The organism is Caballeronia sp. INML1, from assembly GCF_023631085.1.
Classification (GTDB): domain Bacteria; phylum Pseudomonadota; class Gammaproteobacteria; order Burkholderiales; family Burkholderiaceae; genus Caballeronia; species Caballeronia turbans.
In genome coordinates this window covers 91,279-115,590 of record NZ_JALQDT010000069.1, presented here as the reverse complement: position 1 = coordinate 115,590, position 24,312 = coordinate 91,279, and the positions used below count along the sequence as shown (strand labels likewise).

Sequence of the window (24,312 nt, the reverse complement as noted above, 5' to 3'; positions counted from 1 at the left end):
ACCGGCCGGCGATCCGGCGACGACGATGGGCCCCGTGGTCAGCGATGTCCAGTTCGGGCGTGTGCAGCGGCTGATCGATATCGGCATCGAAGAGGGCGCTTCATTGGTAACAGGCGGCCCCGGACGTCCCGATGGATTCGAACGCGGCTATTACGTGAAGCCGACGGTGTTCGCGAACGTGCATCCGTCGATGACGATCGCGCGCGAGGAAATCTTCGGCCCGGTGCTCGCGATCATGCCGTATCGCGATGAGGAAGACGCGATCGCCATTGCCAACGACACGCCTTACGGACTGGCGGCTTATGTGCAGTCGAAGGATCAGGAACGTGCGCGGCGTGTGGCCATGAAAATGCGCGCGGGCAGCGTCTACGTGAATTATCCGGCCTGGGATGCGGGCTCGCCGTTCGGTGGCTACAAGCAGTCGGGCAATGGGCGCGAATACGGCGAGTGGGGACTGGAGGCGTTTCTCGAAGTAAAGGGGATCGTCGGTCACGGGGCATAGTCGGCATGTGCGTGACCGGGGCGCGTATGCCATGCGCCGCGTCCCGGTCTGGCCGCGTGCCTTTTCTAGGCAGATTGAATGCGCCGTTCGATCTTGCCGAGCCGCACGACGGTTACGCCTGGACGCAACTGCCGCAACGAAGGCATCACGAGCATGCAATCGTCATAGGGCGTCGCGACGGCGGCTCCCTCCGACCATCCGATCACGCTGCCCGCTTCGTGAAACACTTCGAGGCCGGTGTAATCGCCCGCAAAACGGAAGTCCATGCTTTTCGCGACGACCGGTTCCGTCACGCGCACGACGAGCATTTCTCGTGGTGACGGCTGAATCCAGCCGTCGGGCACATCTTCCTTGTCGATGACGCCGGAGAGCAGCAGAAAACGCGCGGTCACGTCGCGCGCCACTGTCACCGCAGCCGCTTCCCAATGCTGTCCGCATTCGATCAGCAACGCGTTCTTGCCGCTCGACGGATCGCCGAAGCCTTCGTAATCGCGCATGCGCCGGCCTTCTGGATGGCCTTCGTCGCAGATGACGGTCGCGGGCGTGCCGAGCAGCGCCGACAATTCGATGCCCTTGTCGAGCGGTCCCGCGACGATCAGCGGCTTGCTCTTTTCATGCATCGAATGAAGATCGAGCAGCAGATCCACGGTGTCGATGACAGGCCGCATCGCGCGGGCACGGCGCAGCTCGCTCGAATCGCGCGAGGTGTCGTCGAGCGCTTGCGCGGTCCAGACGCGATTGAAATCCTGATCGACGAAACGCGACGCATCAGGCTTCTTCGCGTCGAAGCGCCCGTATGCTTCGACATTTGCGAAGGCAAGCGTGAGCCTGCCGCGACGCGGTCTCAATCGAGCGCGCAGCAAGGCATCGACGACGATCGCGCCGCACACTTCGTTGCCGTGCGTGAGGGCGTTGATCATCACATGCGGACCGTCGATGCCCGAGTCGAACGTATGCACGTACGGCACGCCCGCGTTGCCCGCTGCATGCGCGCTGATATCGGGGAACGTGATTTCGATCGGATAGGCGTTCATTCGAGACCGCCCTGGCAGAGATATTTGATCGACAGGTAATCGTCGAGGCCGTACTTCGAGCCTTCGCGTCCATAGCCCGATTCCTTCACGCCGCCGAACGGCGCGGCTTCACTTGAAATCGCGCCTTCGTTGATGCCGACGAGGCCGGCTTCGAGCAGCCGCGAGACGCGATCGATGCGCTTGAGGTTCTGGCTGTAGAAATACGCTGCGAGGCCGAACGGCGTGTCGTTTGCGGCGCGGATCGCTTCGGCTTCGTCGTCGAAACGGAAGAGCGGCACGACCGGGCCGAAGGTTTCCTCGCAACTCAGTTGCATGTCGGGCGTGGCACCGGCGAGCACGGTCGGGGCGTAGTAGTTCGGGCCGAGTTCGGCGAGACGTTTGCCGCCCGTGAGCGCGCGTGCGCCGCGTTCGAGCGCGTCTTTCACGTGACGTTCGATCTTGTCGACCGCGCGCGCGTTGATCATCGGGCCGATCTGCGCGTCGGGGTCGGTCGCGGGTGCAACCTTCAATGCGGCCACGCGCTTTGCCAGCAGATCGGCGAACTTGTCGTACACGGACGACTGGACGTACACGCGATTGGGGCACACGCAGGTCTGTCCGCCATTGCGGAACTTCGATGCCATGAGTCCCGCGACGGCGGCATCGAGATCGGCGTCGTCGAATACGATGAAGGGCGCATTGCCGCCGAGCTCCAGCGACAGCTTCTTCAGCGTGCCCGCCGATTCGCGCGCGAGATACTTGCCCACCGGCGTCGAGCCCGTGAAGGTGATCTTGCGCACGCGGCCATCTTCGAGCCAGTCGGCGACCGCGTCCTGCGCGTTCTCGCGCGATGCGCCGATCAGATTCAACGCGCCCGCCGGCACGCCGGCTTCATGCGCGAGCATCACGAGTGCGAGCGCCGTGAGCGGCGTGTCTTCCGCGGGCTTGCCGACGACCGTGCAGCCTGCCGCGAGTGCGGGCGCGATCTTGCGCGCGATCATCGCGAGCGGGAAGTTCCACGGCGTGATTGCAGCGACGACGCCGACAGGCTCCTTCACCGCGCTCATGCGCTTGCCGCGCTGCTGCTGCGGAATGATGTCGCCGTAGATGCGCGTGGCTTCATCCGCGAACCATGCGACATACGACGCGCCGTACATCACTTCGCCGCGGCCTTCCGCGAACGGCTTGCCTTGTTCGAGCGAGATCAGACGCCCGAGCGCATCCGCGTTTTCGACGATCAGCGCATGCCAGCGATGCAGCACGGCCGCGCGATCTTTCGGCAGCGTGTCGCGCCAGGCGGGAAAGGCGCGCGCGGCGGCATCGGTGGCGGCGCGGGCATCGGCGGGGCCGCTGTCGGCCACTTGCGCGATGACCTCGCCCGTCGCGGGATCCGTGACGGCAAAGCGCTTGCCGCTCGCGGCGGGAACCCACTTTCCGTCGATGAAATTGTCGGCGCGAATCAGATCGCTCAACTCGTATCGTTGCGTCATGATGGTCTCCGGAAAAGATCAGGCGAGCAGATGCGCGATGGCCTTGCCCACTTCCGTGGTGTTCGCGCGGCCGCCCAGATCGCCGGTATGCGGTCCTTGCTTCAGCACGGTCTCGATGGCGGAGAGCATCGCGTCGTGCGCGCCGCGTTCGCCGAGGAAGTCGAGCATCATCGCGGCCGACCAGATCATCGCGACCGGATTGGCGATGTTCTTGCCCGCGATATCCGGCGCGGAACCGTGCACCGGCTCGAACAGCGAAGGGAAGTTGCGCTCCGGATTCATGTTGGCCGAAGGCGCAATGCCGATCGTGCCCGTGCATGCCGGGCCGAGATCCGAAAGAATGTCGCCGAAGAGATTCGTCGCGACGACCACATCGAAGCGATCGGGGTTCAATACGAAGCGCGCGCACAGAATGTCGATGTGCTGCTTGTCCCATTTGATCTCGGGATACTGCGCGGCGATTTCGGCGGCGCGCGCGTCCCACCACGGCATGCTGATCGAAATGCCGTTGCTTTTGGTGGCGACCGTCAGCGTCTTCTCGCGCTTTTGCGCGAGATCGAACGCGAACTTCAATACGCGCTCCGCGCCCTTGCGCGTGAAGATCGACGTTTGCGAGACAAACTCGCGATCCGTGCCTTCGAACATCGTGCCGCCGACCGACGAATACTCGCCTTCGGTGTTTTCGCGCACGATCATGAAGTCGATGTCGCCCGCCTTGCGATTCGCGAGCGGCGAGGGCACGCCGTCGAAAAGACGCGCGGGGCGCAGGTTGATGTATTGATCGAACTCGCGGCGGAACTTCAGCAGCGAGCCCCACAGCGAGATGTGGTCCGGCACCGTGTCCGGCCAGCCGACCGCGCCGAACAGGATCGCATCGGCGTCTTGCAGTTGCGCCTTCCAGTCATCGGGCATCATCTGGCCGTGCTGCGCGTAATAATCGCAACTCGCCCACTCGATATGCCGGTACTCCAGCTCGATATTGAAGCGCTCGCTCACGGCATCGAGCGCGCGCAATGCTTCGGGCATCACTTCCTTGCCGATGCCGTCGCCCGGAATCACGGCAATACGATATTTGCTGGACATGTGCTACTCCGCGTGAAGATGATCGACGATAAAAGCACGCACGTGCAAAACGCGCGTGCGTGCATTCATGCTGAAAGAATGAGGCGCGCGCCTCAATGATGATGCTGCGAGAAGAGTGTTTCGAGCGGGTAGTGCGTCTTCACGAACGACGTCTTGATGATGACGTAGCTGAAGTACTTCTCGATGCCGATCCCACGTTCCAGCAGCCCTTCTATGATGCTCTGATAATGGCTCACGCTGCGCGTGACGAACTTGAGCAGATAGTCGTAACCGCCGCTCGCGAGATGGCATTCGACGATCTCGTCGACATCCTTCACGGCATTCACGAAGTTGATGAAGTCTTCGCGGCGATGATCGGCGAGCGTGACTTCGGTGAAGACCACCTGCACGTCGCCGAGCTTTTCGAGTTGAATCTGCGCGCCATAGCCGACGATATAACCCGCTTTCTCCAGCCGCTTCACACGAATCAGGCAAGGGCTGGGCGAAAGACCGACTGCATCGGCGAGCTCCACGTTCGTGATGCGCCCGCGCTTCTGCAATTGCGAGAGGATACGCAGATCGATTCGGTCCAGCTTGCTGTCGGTGCTCATCGCGGCGGGTTCGGTCTCGCATGTCGGCGGTCGGTCGATGTTATCACGCAGCCGCGCGGGAACTGAAGCCCGATCCGCCTTTCAGCGCGTCGCGCACGTCGCTTTGCGCGAGCACGTCATCGAGCGTTTTCGTGAGGCGCTCGAACAGCATGTCGAAGTTCGCTTGCGTGTAGCACAGCGCCGGTGCGAAGCCGAGAATGTTGTCGCCGAACGCGCGAAACACGAGGCCGTTGCCGTAGGCCGCGGCGGCGATGCGGTCCGGCAGCTTGAGCGATACATCGAAGCTGCGCTTGCTGTCCTTGTCGGCGACGAGTTCGAGCGCGCCGAGCAAGCCGCGATGACGCGAATCGCCGACGAGCGGATGATCGAGCAACGCGTCGAGTCCTTGCGCGAATCGCGGCGCCTGCGCGTGGCCGTTCGCGAGCAAGCCGCCTTCATGATAGAGCCGCATCACTTCGAGCCCGATCGCCGCGCTCACCGGATGCGCGGAGTACGTGTGGCCATGTCCGATGACCGCGGACGCATCGGCGCCATCGGCGATGCCGCGATAGACCGCATCGGACATGAGGACCGCGCCCATCGGCGCATAGCCCGCGGTCAAGCCCTTCGCGACCGTCATCAGGTCCGGCTCGACGCCTTCCCCCTGGCACGCGAAGAGCGGACCGGTGCGGCCGAAGCCGGTGATCACTTCATCGGCGACGAAGAGGATACCGAGCTTGCGGCACGCATCGCGCATCGCTTTCAGCCAGCCCACCGGCGGCACGATCACGCCCCCCGAGCCTTGAATCGGCTCGCAGAAAAATGCGGCCACGTTGTCCGCGCCCAGCTCCGCGACCTTCGCTTCGAGCGCCTGCACGGATGCCGCGATGAGCGCGGCGTCATCGGCGTAATCATTGCGATACGCATACGGCGAAGGAATGTGATGCTGATTGGGCAGCGGCAGATCGAAGTTGCGATGAAACGCGGGCAACGCGGTCAGTCCGGCGCCGATCGACGACGAACCGTGATAACCGCGTTGCAGCGCGATGCAATGCTTCTTCGACGGACGGCCCGTTGCGTTGTAGTAGTGCGTGATGAAGCGCAGCGCGGAATCGACGGCATCCGAGCCGCCGAGCGTGAAGTACACGTGTTGCAGCGACGCGGGCGCGAGTTCGACGAGCTTTGCGGCCAGTTCGATCGCGGGTTCGGAGCCGAAGTGGAAATAGCCCGTGGCGTAGGGCAGTTTCGCCATCTGCTTCGCAGCGGCCTCGACGATGCTCGCGTGCCCGTAACCCGTATTCACGCACCACAGGCCGGAGAAGGCGTCGAGCAGCTGTTTGCCTTCGATATCGCGCAGGAATACGCCATCGGCGGAATCGAGCACGGTCACGCCGCGCGCCTCATGCGCGCGATAGCTGACGACGGGATGAATCAGATGCTGGCGGTCGGACTCGACAAGCGACTTGATCGACATGATGCGGCTCTCTTTTCGCGAAGGGGGCGGAATGGCTCTTGACCGCTTCATACTATCGGCAGAGCCGTATCGCGCGCATCGCCAAAAAAATCGCAAAAAAGCAAATTCGCGGCGTTTTTCAGGGGCGCGCAGCATTTTGTGCTGCGCGCCCCCGACGACGGACTCAGTAGCCGCGCGTGCGGTCGATTTCGCCGATCATGCGCTCGCCCGCGCGATGGCGTCGCAGGTTCTCCAGCACCACGTCGACGGCGCTTTCGGGCCGCGTCGCGCTTGCGATATGCGGCGTCAGGCGCACGCGCGGATGCGTCCAGAACGGATGCGTCGGCGGCAAGGGCTCGGGATCGGTGACATCGAGAATCGCGGCATGGAGATGGCCGCTGTCGAGCGCATCGAGCAAATCCTGCTGAATCACGTGCGGGCCGCGCCCGACGTTGATGAACGATGCGCCTTTTGGCAGCGTCTCGAACACGTGTTTGCCGATGAGGCCGCGCGTCGCCTCCGTGAGCGGCAGCAGGCACACGAGGATATCGGTGCGGGCGAGGAACGCATCGAGCGATTCGATGCCCGCATGACATTCGACGCCTTCTATCTCATGCGGCGAACGGCTCCAGCCCGCGCAGTCGAAGCCGAAAAGACGCAGCGTTTTCAGCACCGCGGTGCCGAGCATGCCGAGGCCGAGCACGCCGACGCGCCGCGTCGACGCCGCGCGCACGGGCATCTCGCGCCATACGTGCTCGCGTTGCTGCGCGGCGTAATCGAAGAGATCGCGATGAATGGTCAGCACCGCCTGCGTCACATATTCGACCATGCCTTCGACGATGCCCGGCTCGGTCATCCGCACGACCGCGACATGCGGCGGCACGCCCGACAGATCGAATTGATCGATGCCCGCGCCGACCGAGAAAATCACGTCGAGATTGGGGAACGTCTGCATGACATCGGCGGGCGGCTGCCATGCAGCGAGATAGCGCACCGCGGCGGGATCGCCGATATCGGGCCACACGCGGAAGGCCACGTCCGGCGCTTTTTGCGCGAAATGCTGCGCCCATTGCCGGCCGCGTTCGGGATCGGCTTTATAGAGGATCGTCATCGCTGTCAGCACAACGCCTGATTGATGATCGCGAATTGCGCGACGGATGCATCGTGCGGCGGCGTGCCGTTGCGCGCCATCTTGATGACCGTATCCACGCGCTCGAGCCCGATGCCTTCGAGCCAGTCCGACAGACCGCTTTCATCCGGCGTGTCGATGCGCGTGAACGTGCCTTCGCGGGAAGCGAGCGCATGCGCGATGAGCGCCCGCGCGCGTCGCGCGTGCTGCTGATCGGCGGTGACTGCAACCACCGGGCCGATCGCATGACCGCGCCCGAACTCGCGGATGAGCGAGAAGCCGAGCATTTCGCCGTCGCGTTCGAGCACGACGCCTCGTGCGACGTTCAGCAACGCAGGCAAAAGCGCGCTTCGGTCGAGTCCGCTCGCGCGCGATGCGAGATCGGCAATGGCGCGCGTATCGCCCGGCTCGATCGCGCGCATTCGCTCGCCCGGCGGCAAGTCGATTTCAGGCACGTCGAAATTGGCGGATTGATGCTGATGAATCGCGCCGATGCGCCTGAACCCGAGCTTGGCGTAAAGCGGCTCGCCCGCAGGCGTGGCATGCAGCACGGTGATGCGCTTGCCGAGCGCTTCGAGCAGCAGTTCCATCAACTTGCGGCCGATGCCCTTGCCCTGGCAATCCGGCGCGACGATCACCATGCCGAGCGATCCGCCGTCGTCGCCATACTTCCAGCACAGCGCGGTGCCGACCACGCGCTCGCCGTCCTGCGCGATGAAACCCGCGCCGGCGTCGAGCACGAAGCGCCAGTCATCGGCGCGATGCGGCCATTTGACTTCCACCGAGAGCGCATGCGCCGCGGCGATGTCATCGGCGGTGAAGGGGCGATAGAGAAGAGCGGATGTTTCAGCGGCGGACACGGCATGCTCCACGTATGAGGATGCCTGTCACTTTGACATGCGGCGCCGGCACACTGATAGGACGATCCTGCTGCGTCAGGTGGTCGTCGTGCGCCCTCGCATCCCGAGCCATGCGAGGCCGGCCGCGCCGAGTCCAAGCGCCGCCGCCGCAATCCATAACGCGATGGAGAAGGAGCCCGTGTGCGCCGCGATCGGCGCCGCGACGAGCGGTCCGGCGATTTGTCCGAGCCCGTATGCGGCGGTCGCGTATCCCATCAGGCCCGCCGCGGCTTCACCGCGCAGCCGGCGCGCCTCGCGCATCGCGAACAAGGTGATCGCGGTGAAGGGCAAGCCGAGCAGCGCACTGCCGATACCGAAGCCGAGCGCGCTCGGAAACACGATGCCCAGCAAGATGCCGAGCGCCTGAATGAGATAGCACGCCGCCGACAGCAGCCGGTTATCCCACGACAGCGGCAGCCGCGCGGCGATCAGCGCGCCGGCGATCAGCGCGAAGCCGAACGCGGGCCAGAACAGGTCGGGCCACGGCGAGCCCGGCAACGCCTGTCGCGCGATGACAGGAAGAAAGGTCGCGGCGATGATGTAGCCGAAACCCGCGAGGCTGTAGAGCCCGACGAGCCCGATCGAATCGGCGCGCGACGATGCGGGCGCCACGCGATCGGCGGCATGCGCGCGCTCGCGCGACGCCGGTGCCCGATGCGCGAGCGTCCTCCATACGAGCGCGCCCGCCACGCACGAACAGACCGCGAAGCCGATCCATACCCACGGCGCCGGCACGCCGAACGCCGCGGCCGCCGCACCGAGCAAACCGGTCGCCACGATGCCGACGCCGGGGCCCGCATAGATCACGCCGCCGAGGCCGTGCGCGTCGAGCTCGGCGAGCCGCCGCAAGCCCCATTGCGACGCGAACACGAATGCCCACGCGCTGACGACGCCCGCCGCGAACCGTATCGCGGCCCACAGCCAGAAGAGATGGACGAGGCCCATCGCGAGCGTCAGCACGATGGTCCACGCGAGCGCGAGGCGCACCATGCGCGCGTGATCGATGCGGATCGCCGCGCACGACAACGCGCCGATCAGATAGCCGGCGTAGTTGGCCGATGCGAGCCAGCCGCCGTGACGGATATCGAGCGCGCCGCTTTTGAGCATCAGCGGAAGCAGCGGCGTGAAGGCGAATCGCCCGACGCCGAGCGCCACCGCGAGCACGACGGCGCACGCGAGCGCGGCATATCGCGCGTGATGAGCGGGCAACGACGATGCTTGAGCGGGCGATGCCATAGTCGATAGGCGAAGCGGTAATGCACCCATCCTAGCTTGATCGTAGTATCTTGAAAAATGAATAATCGAGATACAACCAATCTTCTGGAAAGATCATGGATCTGTCGGCATTGACGATTTTCCGGGCGGTCGTGCGCGAGAACGGCGTGACGCGGGCAGCGGCGAAGCTCAATCGTGTGCAGTCGAATGTCACGACGCGCATCCGTCAGTTGGAAGAGACGCTCGGCACGGATCTTTTCATCCGCGATGGCCGGCGTCTCGTGCTGACGCCGGCCGGCGAGACCTTGCTGCCTTACGCGGAACGTCTGCTCGCGCTCGCCGAGGAAGCGCGGCACGCGGTCAGCGAGAATCGTCCGCAAGGCCGTCTGCGGCTCGGGACGATGGAAAGCACGGCCGCGAGCCGCCTGCCGCGCTTGCTGGCCGCCTACCACCAGCGCTGGCCGCAGGTCACGCTCGAACTGGCGACGGGCGTGACCCGCGCGCTCATCGAGAGCGTGCGCACCTTCGAAGTCGACGCGGCTGTGATGGCGCGTCCCATCGAGCCCGACGCGCTTGCCGCCGAGCAGTTCGAGTCCGTGCCGGTGTTCGAGGAAGAGCTGGCGCTGATCACGCCGCGCGGACAGCATCCGGTGGCGATGGGGCGCGAGTCGGCGGGCCTGACGCTCGTGGCGTTCGAGCGCGGTTGCGCTTACCGCTCATACGCGATGCGCTGGTACGAGCAGCAGGGTATCAGGCCCGCGCGGGTGCTGGAGCTGGGTTCGTATCACGCGATCGTCGCGTGCGTGGCGGCAGGGGCGGGCGTCGCGGTGGCGCCGCGCTCGGTGCTCGAGCTCGCGCGGCTGGATGGCGAAGTGGACCTGCATCCGATGGGCGAGCTCGGTCGTGTGGATACGCTGCTCGTGTGGCGCAAGGGGCATTTCTCGGCGGCGCTCGACGCGATGCGCGAGCTGCTGGTGGGCGGAGTGGCCGCGTGACTGCTTGAGATGTTGCATGGAAGTCGAGTTCGGACATAATCGATATCAGCGAACTGAACGTTGACGTGAGGTCGATCCATGCAACTGCAAACGGGTAACCTGTTCGGCTTCGAGGCAAAGCACGGCAGCGAAGAGCGGATCGACATGCTCGTCACGGGACAGCGCCTGAACGTGGAGCGCATCGTGTCGATGGGACACGCGAGTCCCGAAGGCTTCTGGTACGACGACTCGCGCGCCGAATGGGTCGTGTTGCTGACGGGCGCGGCCGTGCTCGAGTTCGAGGAGGACTCGACGCGGCACGACATGCATCCGGGTGACTACGTGCTGATCGAGCCGCATTGCCGGCATCGCGTCGCGTGGACGCATGCCGACGAGCAAACCGTATGGCTTGCGATCTATTACGAACGATGAAGGCGCGTCGAGCGTGATGCGACCCGCGCTCACAGCAGACGAGGATCTTGCGTCGCGGGTTGCGGCGAAATCTGCAATGGCACCGGAATGTGCAGTTCCTTCAAGAGCGCGGCGGCGCTGGGCCACGACGCCGGCAGCGACGGCGGCAACTCGGGAATCGTGTTGCCGCCGCCCGGCAGGGTCACATGCGCGATCCCGCCGCGCACGGCGGACATCGCTTGGCGGTCGATCGTGTCGACGCAAGGCAGATCGGTGATGGTCAGAGTGGTCATGGCGGGTCTCCTGGCAAAAGTGAAGTGAATGGCGACATGCAATTCGCCACTCATTCATTTGCACGCGGCGTGCCAATGGGTGCGAAAGTCTCTGTTCATAGGCGTCGAGCGGGTTCAGGTTAAGCGCGCAAGCGTGTCACGCGACGGCTGGCGAGCAACAGGTCGATCGCTTGCTGTCGGCGAGAGACAGACTTTCTCCCGTCAAGTCGCATCGCACAGCCTGAACGATTGTCCAGTTCGGCAAATCAGGTCCAGCGAGGAGTGGCGAAACTCATGATGAAGCTCGGGGTGCTCGGCGTCGGCGATCTGACCGAGAAGATGATTCGAGGATTGCATCGTAGCGGCACCGATACGGCGTTTATCCTTTCGCCCAGAAGCCGCACGAGGGCGGAAAGTCTCGCGAAGGATGTCGGCTGTGCGTTGATGCGCGATAACCAGGAAGTCGCGGATGCCGCTGATGTCATTCTGATCGGCGTTCGTCCGGGGCAACTCGACGAGCTCGCGCAGGAGATCACGCTGAAGCCGGGCATCCCGCTCGTTTCCGTCGTCAGCGGCGTGCCCGTCGGCGATTTGCAGCGTATGTTCGGCGCCCGGGAATGCACCCGCGCCATGTTGTCTCTTGCTGCCGAGATCAATCGCTCGACGGTCGCGGTCTATCCCGCAAGCTCAGCGATGGCGCCATTGCTCGCTGCGCTGGGAAATCCGGTGCTTCTCTCGACTGAACGCGAATTCGAGCTTGCCACGGTGGGCGCATGCATGAACGGATGGTTCTATTTTCTGCTTCACGATCTGCAGCAATGGTTCGTTCAGAAGGGCTTCACACCCGACGATGCAAGACAGCTCGTGCTCAGTGGCGTTGAAGACTGCGTTGCTTACTCGCGATACAAAGCATCGTCGGGAATCGGCGAAATCGGTTCATCCATCGCGACGGCGGGCACCTATACGGCGCAAGGACTGGAGGTGCTGGAAAAGCTCGGCGGCAACGCGGCGTGGAAAGCCGCATGCGAGCATGTGTTCGATCAGTTGACCGCGAAGTAACCCGCGGGCGCGATCGCTCACTCGAACTCGAAGTTGCGCCGCGCGTAGAAGCGCTGAAGCTCGTGCTTTTTCGGCCGTACGCCCGTGAAGACTTCGACGTACTCCGGAATGCGCATCATGCGGACCGACATGTCTTCGTCGGGTTTCGTCGAGACATAGCCGGCCTGCGTGAAATAAGCCACGCGCGCGCGGACATCGGCTGAGCGCGGCGCATAGTCGAATCGCTCGAACAGGGCAGTGAGCGCCGCAATGCGTTGCGCATCGTCCTGCGCCATCTGCGCCGCAATTTCCGGCGATTGCTGCGCCCAGTTGCGTATAGCGGCCTCGAATCGCGAGTCGAAAATAGTGTCGTCGAACCAGCAGTCGAATACGTTCAGCATCGCTTCGCACACACTGTCCGCATACGCTTCCGTTCGTTCGATCCAGTTGCCTGTGTTCTTCTGTTTCCATCGGTCGAGCAGTGCGGCGAGCAGTTCCTCGCGATCCTTGAAGAACCAGTAGAAGCTGGTTCGCGAAAGATTCAGCTTTTTTGCAAGCGGCAGGATGCGCACCGCATCCACGCCTCCTTCGAGGAGGCCTTCATACGCCGCATCCAGCCACATTTCGGCGGAGCCGCGCACCACGTCGAGCGTCTCGTCCATTTCGTTTTTTCCCTGGTCGATCATGCGTCACAGTCAATGTACACCATTGTCTCCCTACTTGACACATGTGTACAGTGGTTCTACTCTTCACCACGACAGGCGTTTCGTTCCCACTCGCTTCGATGAGGCATCCATGTCCACGGACCCGCTGCTGCAGCCTTACACGCTGAAACACCTCACTTTTCGAAACCGGATCATGACGACGTCGCATGAACCGGCCTACGCCGAGGATGGGATGCCGAAGGAGCGCTATCGCGCCTACCACGTCGAGCGCGCGAAGGCCGGCATTGCATTGACGATGACGGCGGGCTCCGCGGCGGTATCGAAGGACAGCCCGCCGGTCTTCAACAACATCCTCGCGTACAAGGACGAAGTCGTGCCGTGGATGAAGGACCTCGTCGACGAGTGCCACGAGCACGGCGCGAAGGTGATGATCCAGTTGACCCATCTCGGCCGCCGCACGCGCTGGGACAAGGGCGACTGGTTGCCTGCCGTCTCGCCGTCGCACAGTCGCGAGCCCGCGCACCGGGCTTTCCCGAAGAAGCTGGAGGACTGGGATATCGAGCGCATCGTCCGGGACTTCGCGGATGCGGCGGAGCGCATGAAGGCCGCCGGCCTCGACGGGCTGGAAATCGAATCCTATGGTCACTTGATGGACCAGTTCTGGTCGCCTCTGACGAATACGCTCGAAGGTCCGTATGGCGGTTCGCTTGAGAACCGCATGCGCTTCACGTTCGACGTGCTGCGCGCGATGCGTGAGCGCGTCGGCGAGCGCTTTCTCGTCGGCATCCGTTATACGGCCGATGAGATGCTCCCGGGCGGCATCACGAAAGAAGAAGGCATCGAGATTTCGAAGCGCCTCAAGAACAGCGGCCTCGTCGATTTCCTGAATGTCGTCCGCGGGCATCTGGAAACCGATGCCGGGCTCACCGACGTCATTCCCATCATGGGGATGAAGAGCGCTCCGCATCTCGACTTCGCGGGCGAGATCCGGCAAGCGACGGACTTTCCCACGTTTCATGCGGCGCGCATTCAGGACGTCGCGACGGCGCGCCATGCGATCGAGTCGGGCAAGATCGACATGGTCGGCATGACGCGCGCGCATATGACCGATCCGCATATCGTGCGCAAGATCATCGAGCGCAGGGAAGACGATATCCGGCCCTGCGTGGGCGCGAACTATTGTCTGGATCGCATCTATCAGGGCGGCATGGCGCTGTGCATCCACAACGCCGCGACGGGCCGCGAACTGGAGATGCCGCACACGATCGAACCCGCCGCGACGAAGCGCAGGATCGTCATCGTGGGTGCGGGGCCCGCGGGTCTTGAAGCTGCGCGCGTCGCGGGCGAGCGCGGGCACGACGTCGTCGTGCTGGAAGCGATGAACGATCCCGGCGGCCAGATTCGCCTCACCGCGCAAAACGTTCGCCGCAAGGAGATGATGGGCATCATCGACTGGCGCATGGCGCAGTGCGAAAGGCTCGGCGTCCGGTTCAGGTTCAATACGTGGGCCGACAACGAAACGGTGCTGGCGGAAAATCCGGATGTGGTGATCGTCGCGACCGGCGGCATGCCGCACACGGAGGTCTGCAGCGAAGGGAACGAGCATGTCGTCTCTTCGTGGGACATCATTTCCGGCGATGTGAAACCCGGCGCGAATGTCCTGATCTTCGACGATGCCGGCGATCACGCCGCGCTTCAGGCGGCCGAAACGATTGCACAGGCCGGCGGCAAGGTGGAAGTGATGACGCCCGACCGCTCTTTCTCGCCCGAAGTCATGAGCATGAATCTCGTGCCCTATATGCGCTCGCTGCAAAAACTCGCGACGACCTTCACGGTGACGTTTCGCCTCGAGTCCGTTCGCCGCGAAGGCAGCGAACTGGTGGCGACGATCGGCAGCGACTACGGCGGTGTGAAGAAGGAGCAGCGCCACGATCAGATCGTCGTCAATCACGGCACGATTCCGATGGACGAACTGTATTTCGAACTCAAGCCGCTTTCGAAGAATCGCGGCTCGGTGAACTACGAGGCGCTCATCGACGGCAAGCCGCAAAGCGCGCAGACGAATCCCGAAGGGCGCTTCCAGCTCTTCAGGATCGGCGACGCGGTGTCGGCGCGCAACACGCACGCCGCCATCTACGATGCGCTTCGTCTGGTGAAGGATCTTTAAGCGTTACTTCTCGATCTGCTGATTCCAGCGCTGATCCCACTGCGCGCGATTCGCGTTGATCGTGTCCCAGTCCACCACGGTCACTTTCTTCACGAGTGCGTTCAGGTCGCCGAGATTCTTCTCCATCTCCGGCGTCATCTTCGCCTGCGTGTTGGTGGGAATCTGCTTGCCGGCTTCGGCCGCCTTCGTCTGCGCGGGCGCCGAGAGGAGGAATTGCGCAAGCTTCTGCGCGAGCGCCGGATCCGGATTGTTCTTCACGACGCATACATCGACGAGCAGCAGCACCGCGCCTTCCTTCGGCGCGACATACGCGACCGGTAGACCCTTGTCCTTCAGATCGCCGATGGCGGTCGGCGTGAGCGGAAAGAGGCCGGCTTCGCCCGTCGTGATCATCTCCGAGAGCTTCGCCGAGTTCGGAATGTATTCGACGACGTTCGGGCCGACTGTCGTCGCCCATTTGGAAAAGCCCGGCTCGACGTTCTTCTCGCTGCCGCCGAGGATGCGGTTGATCGCAAGGAAGCCATGCAGGCCGAACGTGCTGCTCGAGGCCGACTGGAACACCACCTTGCCCTTGTACTTCGGATCGGCGAAATCCATCCACGAGGTCGGCGGCGCCCAGCCTTTTTCCTTGAAGAGCTTCGTGTTGTAGCCGATGCCGGTCATGCCGAGCTGCACGCCCGCGCCCATGTCGTCCTTCAGGCGCGCGAACGGATAGAGCTCCTTCAGCACGGGCGAATCGTCGAGCTTCTGGCACACGCCCATGCTGACGGCGCGCGCCATCACGCCGTCATCGAGGAACGCGACGTGGATTTGCGGGCTGTTGCGGTTCGCGAGCAGCTTCGCGAGCACGTCCGAGGATGTGCCCGGCACCACGACGACCTTCACGTTGTTGGCTTTCTCGAACTCGGGCAGAACCTGACTCGTATAGGCCTTTTCCATCGGTCCGCCGTTCATGCCGATATAGATCGTCTTGCTCTGGGACCAGGCGGACGGCGCAACGCCGAGCGCGACGAGCGCGGCAATCGAAACGAGTGTGCGGGGCAGCTTCATCGTGAGTTTTCCTTGTTCTGGCTGAGTGAGTGGCTAATGAGTGACGGATAGAGGCATCGAACTGAACCGTCCGATCGAGAACGCGTCGATCGGCGTGCTGGTCTCGCCCTGCGTAACCAGTTCGGCGAGCACTTCGCCGACGCCGGGCGCGAGCAGGAAGCCGCCGCCCGAAAAACCGAACGCATGCAGAAGGCGCGGCGTGGTGCGGCTTAACCCGATGATCGGATTGCCGTCCGGTGTTTCGCCTTCCACGCCGCTCCATGTGCGGATCAGGAGCGCATCGCGCAGGGCGGGCAAGAGCGCGCACGCGTCGCGCATCACGGCGCGCGTCGTGGCCGTCGATGGCTGCGCGTACTCGCCGTCGCCATGTCCGCGCCCGCCGCCGATCACGCAGTTGCCGCGCTCCACCTGACGCGCATAGATGCCGCCACCGACCACGCCGAGACTGTGCCCGATGAAAAGCGGCAGCGGCTCGGTTACCCACATGTTCGGGTAGATGGGCTTCATCGGCGCGCTTTCGCCGAAGCTCCCCGCGATGCGGTTCGCCCACGCGCCCGCGCTGTTGACGAGCCAGTCCGAACTGATGCGCTCGCGGCCCGCGCGCATCTGGAAGCGCGTGCCGTCGAAGGTGATGTCGGACAGCTCGGTCTGCTCGCGCACGTCGGCGCCCGCGCGCCGGGCGGCATGCGCAAAACCCGGCGAGACGAGACGCGGATTCGCGTGGCCGTCGCTCGGGCAGAGCGAGCCGCCGATCGCCGCAGGACCGAGCCACGGATAGCGCTGGCGAAACGCCGGGCCGCTCATCACGTGCGATTCGACGCCGTGTTCGCGCGCCATCGCGGACCATCGATCGAGCACGTCGAGATCGGCTTCGCGCCGCGCGAGACGCAGATGACCCGACACGACCATCTCGCCGTCGATGCCGATCAGCTCCGGCAAGCGGCCATAGACGCGCCGCGCGCGCACGGCGAGCGGCAGCTGTTCCGCCGTGCGTCCCTGCGTGCGCACGCCGCCGTAGTTCACGCCGCTCGCCTGCGCGCCGCAGAAGCGCCGTTCGATCAGCGCGACGCGCATGCCCGATTTCGCGAGCGCGAGTGCCGTCGACGAGCCGACGAGCCCGCCGCCCGCGATCACCACATCGAAATGACTCACACCCGCACGCGTGTCATTCATCGTGGGCTTCCTCGGGCTGCACGTGCACGCCGTCGTCGTAGAGCATCGGTGTGATCGGGATGGGCTTGATGGGCGCCTGGCTGCGCAGACGGCCGACATCGGCGAGCGGCTTGCCGGTTTCGGCGGCAAGCAGGGCGATCGCGGATTCGCCGCACATGCGGCCCTGACAGCGGCCCATGCCGATGCGCGTCAGCGACTTCAACCGGTTGACTTCCGTGGCGAGCCCGCTGCGGATGCACGCGCGCATCGTGCCCGCGGTGACGTCCTCGCAGCGGCACACGGTCATGTCGTCGGGCCAGTGCTGCGCGGCGTTCACGGGCGGCGCGAATGCATGCTCGATGCCCGCGCGGAAAACGGCGATGCGTGCGAGTTCGCGTTCGAGTTTCGTGGCATCGGGCTGCGCGCTTCGGTGCGTCACGATGCCGATGTCTTCGATCAGCGCGAGTGCGGCGCGCCGTCCCGCGAGCTCGGCGGCGTCCGCACCGGCGATGCCCGCGCCGTCGCCGGCGAGATAGACGTTGCGCGCCGAGCTGCGGCCCGCCGCGTCGCGCTCGGGGAGCCAGCAGCGATTGAGCGGGTCGAAGCGAAAGCGGCATCCGGCGAGATCCGCGAGCTGCGTTTCGGGGCGAAGGCCGAAGCCCATGCCGACGGCATCGCAGTCGAGCGAGCGTGGCTCGCCGCGACGCGTGCGCCAGCGGATGCCGCGCACGGCATCGTCGCCATCGATGCGATCGAGCGTCACGCCGCGTTCGATACGCACGCCGTGCGCCTGCAGCCATCCGACGTAATACACGCCCTTGGCGAACATCGACGGCTGGCTCAGCATGCGCGGCGCGGCGGCGGCCTGACGCGCGAGCGGGCTCGTATCGAGCACGGCCGCGACCCGCGCGCCCGCCTTCGCGTATTGATAGGCGACGAGATACAACAGCGGTCCGGTGCCCGCGAACACGACGCGCGATCCGATCGCGCAGCCTTGCGCCTTCAATGCGACCTGCGCGCCGCCGAGCGTGAATACCCCCGCGAGCGTCCAGCCGGGCAGCGGCACGATGCGATCCGTCGCGCCGCTCGCGATGATCAGATGCGTGAACGGCACGCTCGTCTCGCGGCCCGCGTGAAGGGTGTCGAGGCGGTTCTGTTCGCACGCCCACGCGAGCGTGTCGGGACGATAGTCGATCTTCGGCAGCAGCTTCGCCATCGCGTCGTGCACGGCTTCGGCTTTCTTCGCCTCGAAGCCATAGAGCGTCGCTGCACTGCGCTTGAAGCCGGCGCCGGCGGGCGGCTGTCGATAGATCTGGCCGCCCCAGCGCGCGTTTTCATCGATGACGACCGGCCGCACGCTCGCCGCGACGAGCGTCTCTGCCGCGCGAATGCCCGCCGGCCCCGCGCCGACGATCACCACACGATGCGCGCCGCTCATCGAACATCCTCCGTGACGACACGCATGCCCGCCTCCACGCGCGTCGAGCATGCGCGCATGCGCTTGCCGTCTTCGCCGCGCACCCAGCAATCCTGGCACGCGCCGATCAGGCAGAAGCCCGCGCGCGGCTTGCCGCTGAATTCGCTATGCCGCACGTGTCGTTGCCGCATGAGGATGGCGGTCAGGAGCGTATCGCCCGCGAGCGCTTCGGCCGGCACGCCATCGAGAACGAAGGGAATGCGCGCGCGATGGGTCTCATCGAGACGGACGAATTGCGGCGCATGATGAATCGTTACGGTGCTCATGAGTGGGTTCAGTGCTGGCCGATCAGAATGCGGTTGAGCCCGTACACGCGGTCGAGAATCAGCATCGCGCCCGCAGTGATGAAGATGACGAGCGCGGAGACCGACGCCATCATCGGATCGATCGATTCGGTCGCGTACATGTACATGCGCACCGGCAGCGTCACCGTTTGCGGCGATGTGACGAAGACGGACATCGTCAGCTCGTCGAAGCTGTTGATGAACGCGAGCAGCCAGCCTCCGGTGATGCCGGGCAGGATCATCGGCAGCGTGACGCGGCGGAAGGTCGTCCACGCACTCGCGCCGAGCGACGACGCGGCGTGCTCGATGCTGCGGTCCATGCCGCTCACCGACGCGAGCACGAGCCGCATCACGAACGGCGTGATGATGACCATGTGCGCGAGGATCAGCCACGCGAACGAGCCGGTTACGCCGATCAGCGCGAAGAAGCGCAGCATCGCGATGCCGAGCACGAGGCCGGGAATCACGAGCGGCGAAAGCAGCAGCGCGTTCAGGAAGCCGCGCCCGGGAAAGCGCGCGCGGCCGATCGCGAGTCCCGCGGGCAACGCGACGACGAGCGCCAGCGTCGCCGATGCGAACGCGAGCTTCACGCTGTTGAAGAACGCCGAGATGAAGTCGGGATAATCGAGAATCGCGCGGAACCAGCGCAGCGAGAGGCCGCGCGTGGGCAGCGTCAGCGTTTCTTCGGGCGTGAACGCGACGAGCACGACGATGACGAGCGGCGCCAGCACGAACAGGATCACGATCGTATGGAACGCGAGCGCGACGGGACCGTTTTTGCGCATGATGGATCGCCTCGTTCAGCCCATGCTGCGCGTGTAGCGCCGCTCGAGCACGCGATAGTAAGTGAGCATCACCACCAGATTCGCGACGAGCAGCAGCATTGCGATGGTGGCGCCGAGCGGCCAGTTCATGGAACTGAGGAACTGGTCGTAGACGGTGGTGGCCGCGACCTTCAGACGGCGTCCGCCGAGCAGTCCCGGAATCGCAAAGGCGCTCGCGGACAGGCCGAACACCATCAGACTGCCCGAAAGAATCCCCGGCACGAGTTGCGGCAGCACGATGCGCCACAGCGTGACGGCGGGCGAGGCCATCAGCGAGAGCGCGGCGTTTTCGGTCTGCGGATCGATGCGCTGGAGCGCCGTCCACACCGGGATCACCATGAACGGCAGCATCACGTGAACCAGCGCGATGACGATCGCGAACGTCGTATAAAGCAGCTTGTACGGACCGAAGCCGAATGCGCCGAGCAACTGATTCACGAGTCCGTTCACGTTGAGCAGCATGCTCCAGCCGAACGCGCGCACGACGACCGAGACGAGCAGCGGCGCGAGGATCACGAGCAAAAAGATCGAGCGCCAGGGATCGCCCATGCGCGACAGGATGTACGCCTCGGGTGTGCCGATGACGACGCACAGCAAGGTCACCAGCGCGGCGATGCCGAACGTGCGCGCGAAGATCGTGTGAAAGTACGACGACCCGAGCACTTCGGCGTAGTTGTGCAGATCGAACGCGGCGACGGGGCCCATCGCCGGATCGAAACGATAGAACGTGAGCGCGAGCGTCATCGCGAGCGGCACGATCACGAGCACCGCGAAGAGCAGGAGCGCGGGCGCGCTCATCATCCACATCGGCAGATAGGCATGCCACGGGGCGCGCCGGGTGCGTTTCGATTTCCCCGTTGCGGCGGGCTCGGAAGAGCGCAGCGTGCTATCCACGAGCGGCCTCCTGCTGGATAAAGCGGATCGACTCCGTGTTCCAGTCGATGCCTACTTGCGCGCCTTCTTCGAGCGGTTCGTCGCCGTGATTCTGGCAACACACGAGCATTTCGCCCGCGCGGCTGTCGAGCCGGTAAAGCCATTGGCTACCGAGGAAGAACCGGCTCGTCACGCGGCCGGGCAGACGTCCGCTGCCCGCCGCGCCGAGCTTCAGTTTCTCGGGGCGGATGCACACGGTCACGGCATCGCCGACGCCGATCGCGCGCTCGCGCTCCGGCAGTTGCGAGGTCGAGCCAGTCTCTGCGAGATCGTGGCCGAGATCGATGCGAATGGCCTCGCCGTCGCGCGCGACAATCGTGCCGCGCAGCATGTTGGCCTTGCCGATGAATTGCGACACGAAGCTCGTCTCGGGACGCTCATACGCACGATACGGCGTATCGACCTGCGTGATGCGGCCCGCTTCCATCACGACGACGCGATCGCTGATCGACAGCGCTTCCGACTGATCGTGCGTGACCATGATCGTCGTCGTGCCGATCTTGCGCTGAATGCCGCGCAGCTCGAACTGCATGTCCTCGCGCAGCTTCGCGTCGAGGTTCGACATCGGCTCGTCGAGCAGCAGCACGGGCGGCGCGATGACGATCGCGCGCGCGAGCGCCACGCGCTGACGTTGGCCGCCGGACAGTTCGCGCGGAAAACGATGCGCGAACGCGTCGAGCCGCACGAGCGACAGCGCCTCGCGCACGCGCTCGCGGCGCTCGCTCTTGTCGATGCCGCGCATCTCCAGCCCGAAGCTCACGTTCTGCTCGACGCTCATGTGCGGAAAGAGGGCGTAGCTCTGGAACACGATCCCGAGTCCGCGCCGGTTCGGGCGCATGTGCGTGATGTCGCGGCCATCGAGCATGATGCGCCCGCGCGTCGCTTCGATGAATCCCGCGATCATCTGCAAGGTCGTGGTCTTGCCGCAGCCCGACGGCCCGAGCAGCGAGACGAATTCGCCCTTCTCGACCGACAGATTGACGTCGGCGACGGCGTGCAGATCGCCGAACGATTTCGAAAGATCGGTCAACGTGAGAAACGACATGGCCTGCCCCTTCGGCGCGGCGCGCGCCGGCGATGTACGACTGATTCCGATGAAATGGACTCTAGCCAGCCAAATTCCGAAGCGTCAATTTAAAATTCCAGTGAGTGATTGAAAGTTGATGCCAAATTTCGAACAGCGGAATTGTTTGCTTCTTAGACTGTGGTTTATTCTGCTGAACGTGATCTGGGTAATCCCTTAGATTGCGCAACCCGCGCGGATCGGGTCGAATAGTGGCGGAAAGAGCGCGCAGCGCGGCCATTCCATCGAATGGAATAAACGAGGCGAAGATGAAGGCTTCTGACGAAGGAAACGGAACATCGGCGCCGGAAACGCCCGGCGTCGGCATGCTCGAGCGTGCGTTCGCCGTGATCCGCGCCCTCGGCGAGGATCAGGCCGAAGGCAGTCGTGTCACCGCGCTCGCGAAGGCGGTCGGACTCACGCAGGCGACGGTGCACCGCATCTTGCACGCGCTGATCGCTGAAGGCGTCGTCGAACAGGACGAAGGGACCAAGCGCTATCGGTTGAGCGTCGACTTCTTTTCGCTGGCGGCGCGCGCGGGCAACCCGAGCCGGATGCGCACGCTGTGCCGGCCTGCGCTGCTGCGGCTATGCGCGAGTCTCGGCGACACCATCTTCCTGCTCGTGAAGAGCAGCTTCGATGCGGTATGCCTCGACATGTGCGAAGGCCCGTTCCCGATCCGCTCCTTTACCGGCGACGTGGGCGGACGCGTGGCGCTGGGCGTCGGGCAGGGCAGCCTCGCGATTCTCGCGTTTCAACCCGAGGAAGAGCGCGAGGAGATCATCCGCTTCAACGTGCCGCGGCTGCATAACTATGGCGTGTTCGACGAGGTCTATCTGCGCACCGAGATCGAGCGCGTGCGTGCGCAAGGTTATGCCGGGCGCAACAGCGGGCTGATCGACGGCATGGCGGGCGTCGCGGTGCCGATTCTCGATCGTTCCGGGCTTGCGGTCGGCGCGCTGAGCGTCGGCACGCTGTCGACGCGTCTCGGCGAAGACCGCCTGCCGATGGTGGTCGAGTTGCTGAAGCGTCAGGCCGCGATTATCGGGCCGCAGATCAATCCGTTCGATGTGGCCGCGCGTCGCCCGGTCCACGGTCTGACGCGCGCGATGGCGACCCGGCCGTTGTCCGCTCCGGAGCAGTAGCGCTCACGGGCTCAACCGGCTCACCGTGCGGGCGTTCGATCCATTGAGCAGACGGAAACGGATCGATCCCTGCTACCAGGAAGCCACGAGACGTCGAGTTCAAGAGGAAAGGAACATGAAACGGCTTCGGACATTCGTATGCGTGATCGTGTCGTGCTGCATGAGCACGGCGTATCCCGCACACAAGACGGCATCCGCCAGCGGCCATCACACGAAGGCCACATCCGCTCATGAACGCGGTCTCGACCGCTCGGGCAATCCGCGCAAGGGCAAGGCTTCGTACTATGGCCACAAGTTCTACAAGAAGAAGATGGCCGACGGCACGCAGATGAATCCGCAATCCGACGCGGCCGCCAGCAAGACGCTCCCGCTCGGTACTAAAGCACGGGTCACGAATCTCGAGAACGGCAATAGCGAAGTGGTGCAGATTCGGGATCGCGGCCCGTATGTGAAGGACAGGATCGTCGATGTTTCGCCGAAGACGGCGGACAAGCTCGGGATCAAGAAGGAGGGCACGGCGGCGGTCGAAGTCAAGCCGATCGAAGTTCCTCAGCCTGATGGCACCGTGAAGCTGGGCGCGGGGGCGCGCTAGGTGCGTGCATTTTCCGGGACGGTATGGGCTTTCGCCGGATGCCGCTTTCTACTTGGTTTATTTGCAGAGGGGCAACGCCAATAGACCGACACGCTAACGGGAACCGGCGAAGCCCGATTAACACACAACGCGATGACGCGCCGTACTCTCACTCCTTCTCACGCAACCGGAGTTCCTTCACGCATGACGAGAACCAACGAATATCAGCAGCCCATCGGCGAAGCGGTGATCGACTGGACGCCGCGCGAGCGGCCCGCGCGCATCGCCATCGAAGGCAAGCATTGCCGCATCGAGCCGCTCGATGCGGATCGCCACGCGGCCGATCTCTTCGACGCCTATGGACAGGCCCCGGACGGCAGCGACTGGACCTATCTCTTCGTCGGACCGTTCACGGACTTCGACGCGTTCCGCGACTACCTGACGAAAGCCGCGGCATCCACCGATCCGCTTCACTACACCGTCGTCGATTCCGCGAGCGGCAAGGCGGTCGGCACACTCGCGCTGATGCGCATCGAGCCTGTGCATGGTGTCATCGAAATGGGCAGCGTCACGTTTTCGCCCTTGCTCAAGCAGACGCGCATATCGACGGAAGCGCAGTATCTGTTGATGCGTCATGTCTTCGACGACCTGGGGTATCGGCGCTACGAATGGAAGTGCGACAGCCTGAACGCGCCTTCGCGCAAGACCGCGCTGCGGCTCGGCTTCGAGTTCGAAGGCATCTTCAGGCAGGCGATCGTCTATAAGGGACGCAATCGCGATACCGCCTGGTACGCGATCATCGACAAGGACTGGCCGCGCATACGGCGCGCTTTCGAGCGCTGGCTCGCCGACGACAACTTCGACGCGAACGGCAAGCAACGTGCATCGCTTGCGCAGTTGCGGGAGGAGGGCGGCAAGTGAATCGAATGCCGC

Annotated in this window: 24 protein-coding genes and 1 pseudogene; 8 read left to right on the top strand and 17 right to left on the bottom strand. The window is 64.4% G+C overall.

Going from position 1 to position 24,312, the window contains the following annotated elements:
• Positions 1 to 502 (top strand): aldehyde dehydrogenase family protein (locus tag NCR38_RS28970; RefSeq protein ID WP_250478032.1); only part of this gene is annotated, 502 nt, incomplete at its 5' end.
• Positions 503 to 567: 65 nt separating this feature from the next.
• On the opposite strand, the gene NCR38_RS28965 is transcribed toward NCR38_RS28970, so the two are convergent.
• The 8 genes from NCR38_RS28965 to NCR38_RS28930 all read right to left on the bottom strand — a co-directional run bounded on the left by NCR38_RS28965 (position 568) and on the right by NCR38_RS28930 (position 9,374).
• Positions 568 to 1,536, bottom strand: coding sequence for a succinylglutamate desuccinylase/aspartoacylase family protein (locus NCR38_RS28965; protein ID WP_061120862.1), 969 nt, complete (start codon positions 1,534 to 1,536; stop codon positions 568 to 570).
• A complete protein-coding gene (locus NCR38_RS28960) occupies positions 1,533 to 3,005 on the bottom strand; it encodes an NAD-dependent succinate-semialdehyde dehydrogenase (RefSeq protein ID WP_061120863.1) in 1,473 nt (490 codons plus the stop codon). Before NCR38_RS28960 ends, NCR38_RS28965 begins: the two co-directional genes overlap by 4 nt.
• An 18-nt stretch (positions 3,006 to 3,023) precedes the next feature.
• Entirely contained in the window at positions 3,024 to 4,088 is a 1,065-nt protein-coding gene (locus tag NCR38_RS28955; protein WP_061120864.1) for a tartrate dehydrogenase, read from the bottom strand.
• A gap of 92 nt (positions 4,089 to 4,180) precedes the next feature.
• Positions 4,181 to 4,678, bottom strand: a complete 498-nt coding sequence (locus tag NCR38_RS28950; protein WP_061120865.1) for an Lrp/AsnC family transcriptional regulator — start codon at positions 4,676 to 4,678, stop codon at positions 4,181 to 4,183.
• A gap of 43 nt (positions 4,679 to 4,721) precedes the next feature.
• A complete protein-coding gene (locus tag NCR38_RS28945; protein ID WP_061120866.1) occupies positions 4,722 to 6,131 on the bottom strand; it encodes an aspartate aminotransferase family protein in 1,410 nt (469 codons plus the stop codon).
• A gap of 163 nt (positions 6,132 to 6,294) precedes the next feature.
• Positions 6,295 to 7,221, bottom strand: a complete 927-nt coding sequence (locus tag NCR38_RS28940) for a glyoxylate/hydroxypyruvate reductase A (protein ID WP_061120867.1) — start codon at positions 7,219 to 7,221, stop codon at positions 6,295 to 6,297.
• 5 nt (positions 7,222 to 7,226) lie between these two features.
• Positions 7,227 to 8,099 carry a GNAT family N-acetyltransferase gene (locus NCR38_RS28935; RefSeq protein WP_086961492.1) on the bottom strand — a complete coding sequence of 291 codons (873 nt, stop codon included), beginning with the start codon at positions 8,097 to 8,099 and terminating at the stop codon, positions 7,227 to 7,229.
• 75 nt (positions 8,100 to 8,174) lie between these two features.
• Positions 8,175 to 9,374, bottom strand: coding sequence for a YbfB/YjiJ family MFS transporter (locus NCR38_RS28930; RefSeq protein WP_250478031.1), 1,200 nt, complete (start codon positions 9,372 to 9,374; stop codon positions 8,175 to 8,177).
• A gap of 95 nt (positions 9,375 to 9,469) precedes the next feature.
• On the opposite strand from NCR38_RS28930, the gene NCR38_RS28925 reads away from it, so the two are divergent.
• Both NCR38_RS28925 and NCR38_RS28920 read left to right on the top strand, forming a co-directional pair.
• Entirely contained in the window at positions 9,470 to 10,348 is an 879-nt protein-coding gene (locus NCR38_RS28925; RefSeq protein ID WP_061120870.1) for a LysR family transcriptional regulator, read from the top strand.
• A gap of 78 nt (positions 10,349 to 10,426) precedes the next feature.
• Positions 10,427 to 10,759, top strand: a complete 333-nt coding sequence (locus NCR38_RS28920; RefSeq protein WP_061120871.1) for a cupin domain-containing protein — start codon at positions 10,427 to 10,429, stop codon at positions 10,757 to 10,759.
• Positions 10,760 to 10,788: 29 nt separating this feature from the next.
• Here the strand turns inward: NCR38_RS28920 and NCR38_RS28915 are convergent, their stop codons facing one another.
• Positions 10,789 to 11,031 (bottom strand): hypothetical protein, encoded by a 243-nt coding sequence (locus NCR38_RS28915; protein WP_061120872.1) that lies wholly within the window; start codon positions 11,029 to 11,031, stop codon positions 10,789 to 10,791.
• Positions 11,032 to 11,304: 273 nt separating this feature from the next.
• On the opposite strand from NCR38_RS28915, the gene NCR38_RS28910 reads away from it, so the two are divergent.
• Positions 11,305 to 12,069: an NAD(P)-binding domain-containing protein gene (locus tag NCR38_RS28910; RefSeq protein WP_061120927.1), complete on the top strand. Its 765-nt coding sequence runs from the start codon at positions 11,305 to 11,307 to the stop codon at positions 12,067 to 12,069.
• Between the two features lie 17 nt (positions 12,070 to 12,086).
• Here the strand turns inward: NCR38_RS28910 and NCR38_RS28905 are convergent, their stop codons facing one another.
• The gene (locus NCR38_RS28905) at positions 12,087 to 12,710 is read right to left on the bottom strand and encodes a TetR/AcrR family transcriptional regulator (protein WP_061120928.1); all 624 of its coding nucleotides are present in this window, start codon (positions 12,708 to 12,710) and stop codon (positions 12,087 to 12,089) included.
• A 133-nt stretch (positions 12,711 to 12,843) separates the two neighbouring features.
• On the opposite strand from NCR38_RS28905, the gene NCR38_RS28900 reads away from it, so the two are divergent.
• Positions 12,844 to 14,880 (top strand): NADH:flavin oxidoreductase, encoded by a 2,037-nt coding sequence (locus NCR38_RS28900; RefSeq protein ID WP_061120873.1) that lies wholly within the window; start codon positions 12,844 to 12,846, stop codon positions 14,878 to 14,880.
• A 3-nt stretch (positions 14,881 to 14,883) separates the two neighbouring features.
• Here the strand turns inward: NCR38_RS28900 and NCR38_RS28895 are convergent, their stop codons facing one another.
• Genes NCR38_RS28895 through NCR38_RS28865 form a run of 7 tightly spaced genes read right to left on the bottom strand, consistent with a single transcriptional unit; the run spans position 14,884 to position 21,645 of the window.
• Positions 14,884 to 15,930 carry an ABC transporter substrate-binding protein gene (locus NCR38_RS28895; protein WP_061120874.1) on the bottom strand — a complete coding sequence of 349 codons (1,047 nt, stop codon included), beginning with the start codon at positions 15,928 to 15,930 and terminating at the stop codon, positions 14,884 to 14,886.
• Positions 15,931 to 15,963: 33 nt separating this feature from the next.
• A complete protein-coding gene (locus NCR38_RS28890; protein WP_061120875.1) occupies positions 15,964 to 17,103 on the bottom strand; it encodes an FAD-binding oxidoreductase in 1,140 nt (379 codons plus the stop codon).
• Positions 17,096 to 18,520: an NAD(P)/FAD-dependent oxidoreductase gene (locus NCR38_RS28885; protein WP_061120876.1), complete on the bottom strand. Its 1,425-nt coding sequence runs from the start codon at positions 18,518 to 18,520 to the stop codon at positions 17,096 to 17,098. The genes NCR38_RS28890 and NCR38_RS28885 overlap by 8 nt, the downstream gene beginning before the upstream one ends.
• Positions 18,517 to 18,825, bottom strand: a complete 309-nt coding sequence (locus NCR38_RS28880) for a (2Fe-2S)-binding protein (protein ID WP_061120877.1) — start codon at positions 18,823 to 18,825, stop codon at positions 18,517 to 18,519. The genes NCR38_RS28885 and NCR38_RS28880 overlap by 4 nt, the downstream gene beginning before the upstream one ends.
• An 8-nt stretch (positions 18,826 to 18,833) precedes the next feature.
• The gene (locus NCR38_RS28875) at positions 18,834 to 19,628 is read right to left on the bottom strand and encodes an ABC transporter permease (RefSeq protein WP_061120878.1); all 795 of its coding nucleotides are present in this window, start codon (positions 19,626 to 19,628) and stop codon (positions 18,834 to 18,836) included.
• Positions 19,629 to 19,643: 15 nt separating this feature from the next.
• Positions 19,644 to 20,561 (bottom strand): ABC transporter permease, encoded by a 918-nt coding sequence (locus NCR38_RS28870; RefSeq protein ID WP_061120879.1) that lies wholly within the window; start codon positions 20,559 to 20,561, stop codon positions 19,644 to 19,646.
• Positions 20,554 to 21,645: an ABC transporter ATP-binding protein gene (locus NCR38_RS28865; protein ID WP_061120880.1), complete on the bottom strand. Its 1,092-nt coding sequence runs from the start codon at positions 21,643 to 21,645 to the stop codon at positions 20,554 to 20,556. The genes NCR38_RS28870 and NCR38_RS28865 overlap by 8 nt, the downstream gene beginning before the upstream one ends.
• 287 nt (positions 21,646 to 21,932) lie before the next feature.
• Here NCR38_RS28865 and NCR38_RS28860 point away from each other — a divergent pair, with 287 nt between their 5' ends.
• From NCR38_RS28860 to NCR38_RS28850, 3 genes and pseudogenes are all read left to right on the top strand, one after another.
• Entirely contained in the window at positions 21,933 to 22,808 is an 876-nt protein-coding gene (locus tag NCR38_RS28860; RefSeq protein ID WP_061120881.1) for an IclR family transcriptional regulator, read from the top strand.
• 115 nt (positions 22,809 to 22,923) lie between these two features.
• The gene (locus NCR38_RS28855; RefSeq protein ID WP_061120882.1) at positions 22,924 to 23,400 is read left to right on the top strand and encodes a septal ring lytic transglycosylase RlpA family protein; all 477 of its coding nucleotides are present in this window, start codon (positions 22,924 to 22,926) and stop codon (positions 23,398 to 23,400) included.
• Between the two features lie 183 nt (positions 23,401 to 23,583).
• Positions 23,584 to 24,282, top strand: a pseudogene (locus NCR38_RS28850) (GNAT family N-acetyltransferase); the annotation flags it as partial.
• Between the last annotated feature and the right edge of the window lie 30 nt (positions 24,283 to 24,312).

Excerpts from the sequence above, each read along its gene's own strand:
- NCR38_RS28965 (WP_061120862.1), bottom strand. The coding sequence starts at position 1,536 with ATGAACGCCTATCCGATCGAAATCACGTTCCCCGATATCAGCGCGCAT.
- NCR38_RS28960 (WP_061120863.1), bottom strand. The coding sequence starts at position 3,005 with ATGACGCAACGATACGAGTTGAGCGATCTGATTCGCGCCGACAATTTC.
- NCR38_RS28955 (WP_061120864.1), bottom strand. The coding sequence starts at position 4,088 with ATGTCCAGCAAATATCGTATTGCCGTGATTCCGGGCGACGGCATCGGC.
- NCR38_RS28950 (WP_061120865.1), bottom strand. The coding sequence starts at position 4,678 with ATGAGCACCGACAGCAAGCTGGACCGAATCGATCTGCGTATCCTCTCG.
- NCR38_RS28945 (WP_061120866.1), bottom strand. The coding sequence starts at position 6,131 with ATGTCGATCAAGTCGCTTGTCGAGTCCGACCGCCAGCATCTGATTCAT.
- NCR38_RS28940 (WP_061120867.1), bottom strand. The coding sequence starts at position 7,221 with ATGACGATCCTCTATAAAGCCGATCCCGAACGCGGCCGGCAATGGGCG.
- NCR38_RS28930 (WP_250478031.1), bottom strand. The coding sequence starts at position 9,374 with ATGGCATCGCCCGCTCAAGCATCGTCGTTGCCCGCTCATCACGCGCGA.
- NCR38_RS28925 (WP_061120870.1), top strand. The coding sequence starts at position 9,470 with ATGGATCTGTCGGCATTGACGATTTTCCGGGCGGTCGTGCGCGAGAAC.
- NCR38_RS28920 (WP_061120871.1), top strand. The coding sequence starts at position 10,427 with ATGCAACTGCAAACGGGTAACCTGTTCGGCTTCGAGGCAAAGCACGGC.
- NCR38_RS28915 (WP_061120872.1), bottom strand. The coding sequence starts at position 11,031 with ATGACCACTCTGACCATCACCGATCTGCCTTGCGTCGACACGATCGAC.
- NCR38_RS28910 (WP_061120927.1), top strand. The coding sequence starts at position 11,305 with ATGATGAAGCTCGGGGTGCTCGGCGTCGGCGATCTGACCGAGAAGATG.
- NCR38_RS28905 (WP_061120928.1), bottom strand. The coding sequence starts at position 12,710 with ATGGACGAGACGCTCGACGTGGTGCGCGGCTCCGCCGAAATGTGGCTG.
- NCR38_RS28900 (WP_061120873.1), top strand. The coding sequence starts at position 12,844 with ATGTCCACGGACCCGCTGCTGCAGCCTTACACGCTGAAACACCTCACT.
- NCR38_RS28895 (WP_061120874.1), bottom strand. The coding sequence starts at position 15,930 with ATGAAGCTGCCCCGCACACTCGTTTCGATTGCCGCGCTCGTCGCGCTC.
- NCR38_RS28890 (WP_061120875.1), bottom strand. The coding sequence starts at position 17,103 with ATGAATGACACGCGTGCGGGTGTGAGTCATTTCGATGTGGTGATCGCG.
- NCR38_RS28885 (WP_061120876.1), bottom strand. The coding sequence starts at position 18,520 with ATGAGCGGCGCGCATCGTGTGGTGATCGTCGGCGCGGGGCCGGCGGGC.
- NCR38_RS28880 (WP_061120877.1), bottom strand. The coding sequence starts at position 18,825 with ATGAGCACCGTAACGATTCATCATGCGCCGCAATTCGTCCGTCTCGAT.
- NCR38_RS28875 (WP_061120878.1), bottom strand. The coding sequence starts at position 19,628 with ATGCGCAAAAACGGTCCCGTCGCGCTCGCGTTCCATACGATCGTGATC.
- NCR38_RS28865 (WP_061120880.1), bottom strand. The coding sequence starts at position 21,645 with ATGTCGTTTCTCACGTTGACCGATCTTTCGAAATCGTTCGGCGATCTG.
- NCR38_RS28860 (WP_061120881.1), top strand. The coding sequence starts at position 21,933 with ATGAAGGCTTCTGACGAAGGAAACGGAACATCGGCGCCGGAAACGCCC.
- NCR38_RS28855 (WP_061120882.1), top strand. The coding sequence starts at position 22,924 with ATGAAACGGCTTCGGACATTCGTATGCGTGATCGTGTCGTGCTGCATG.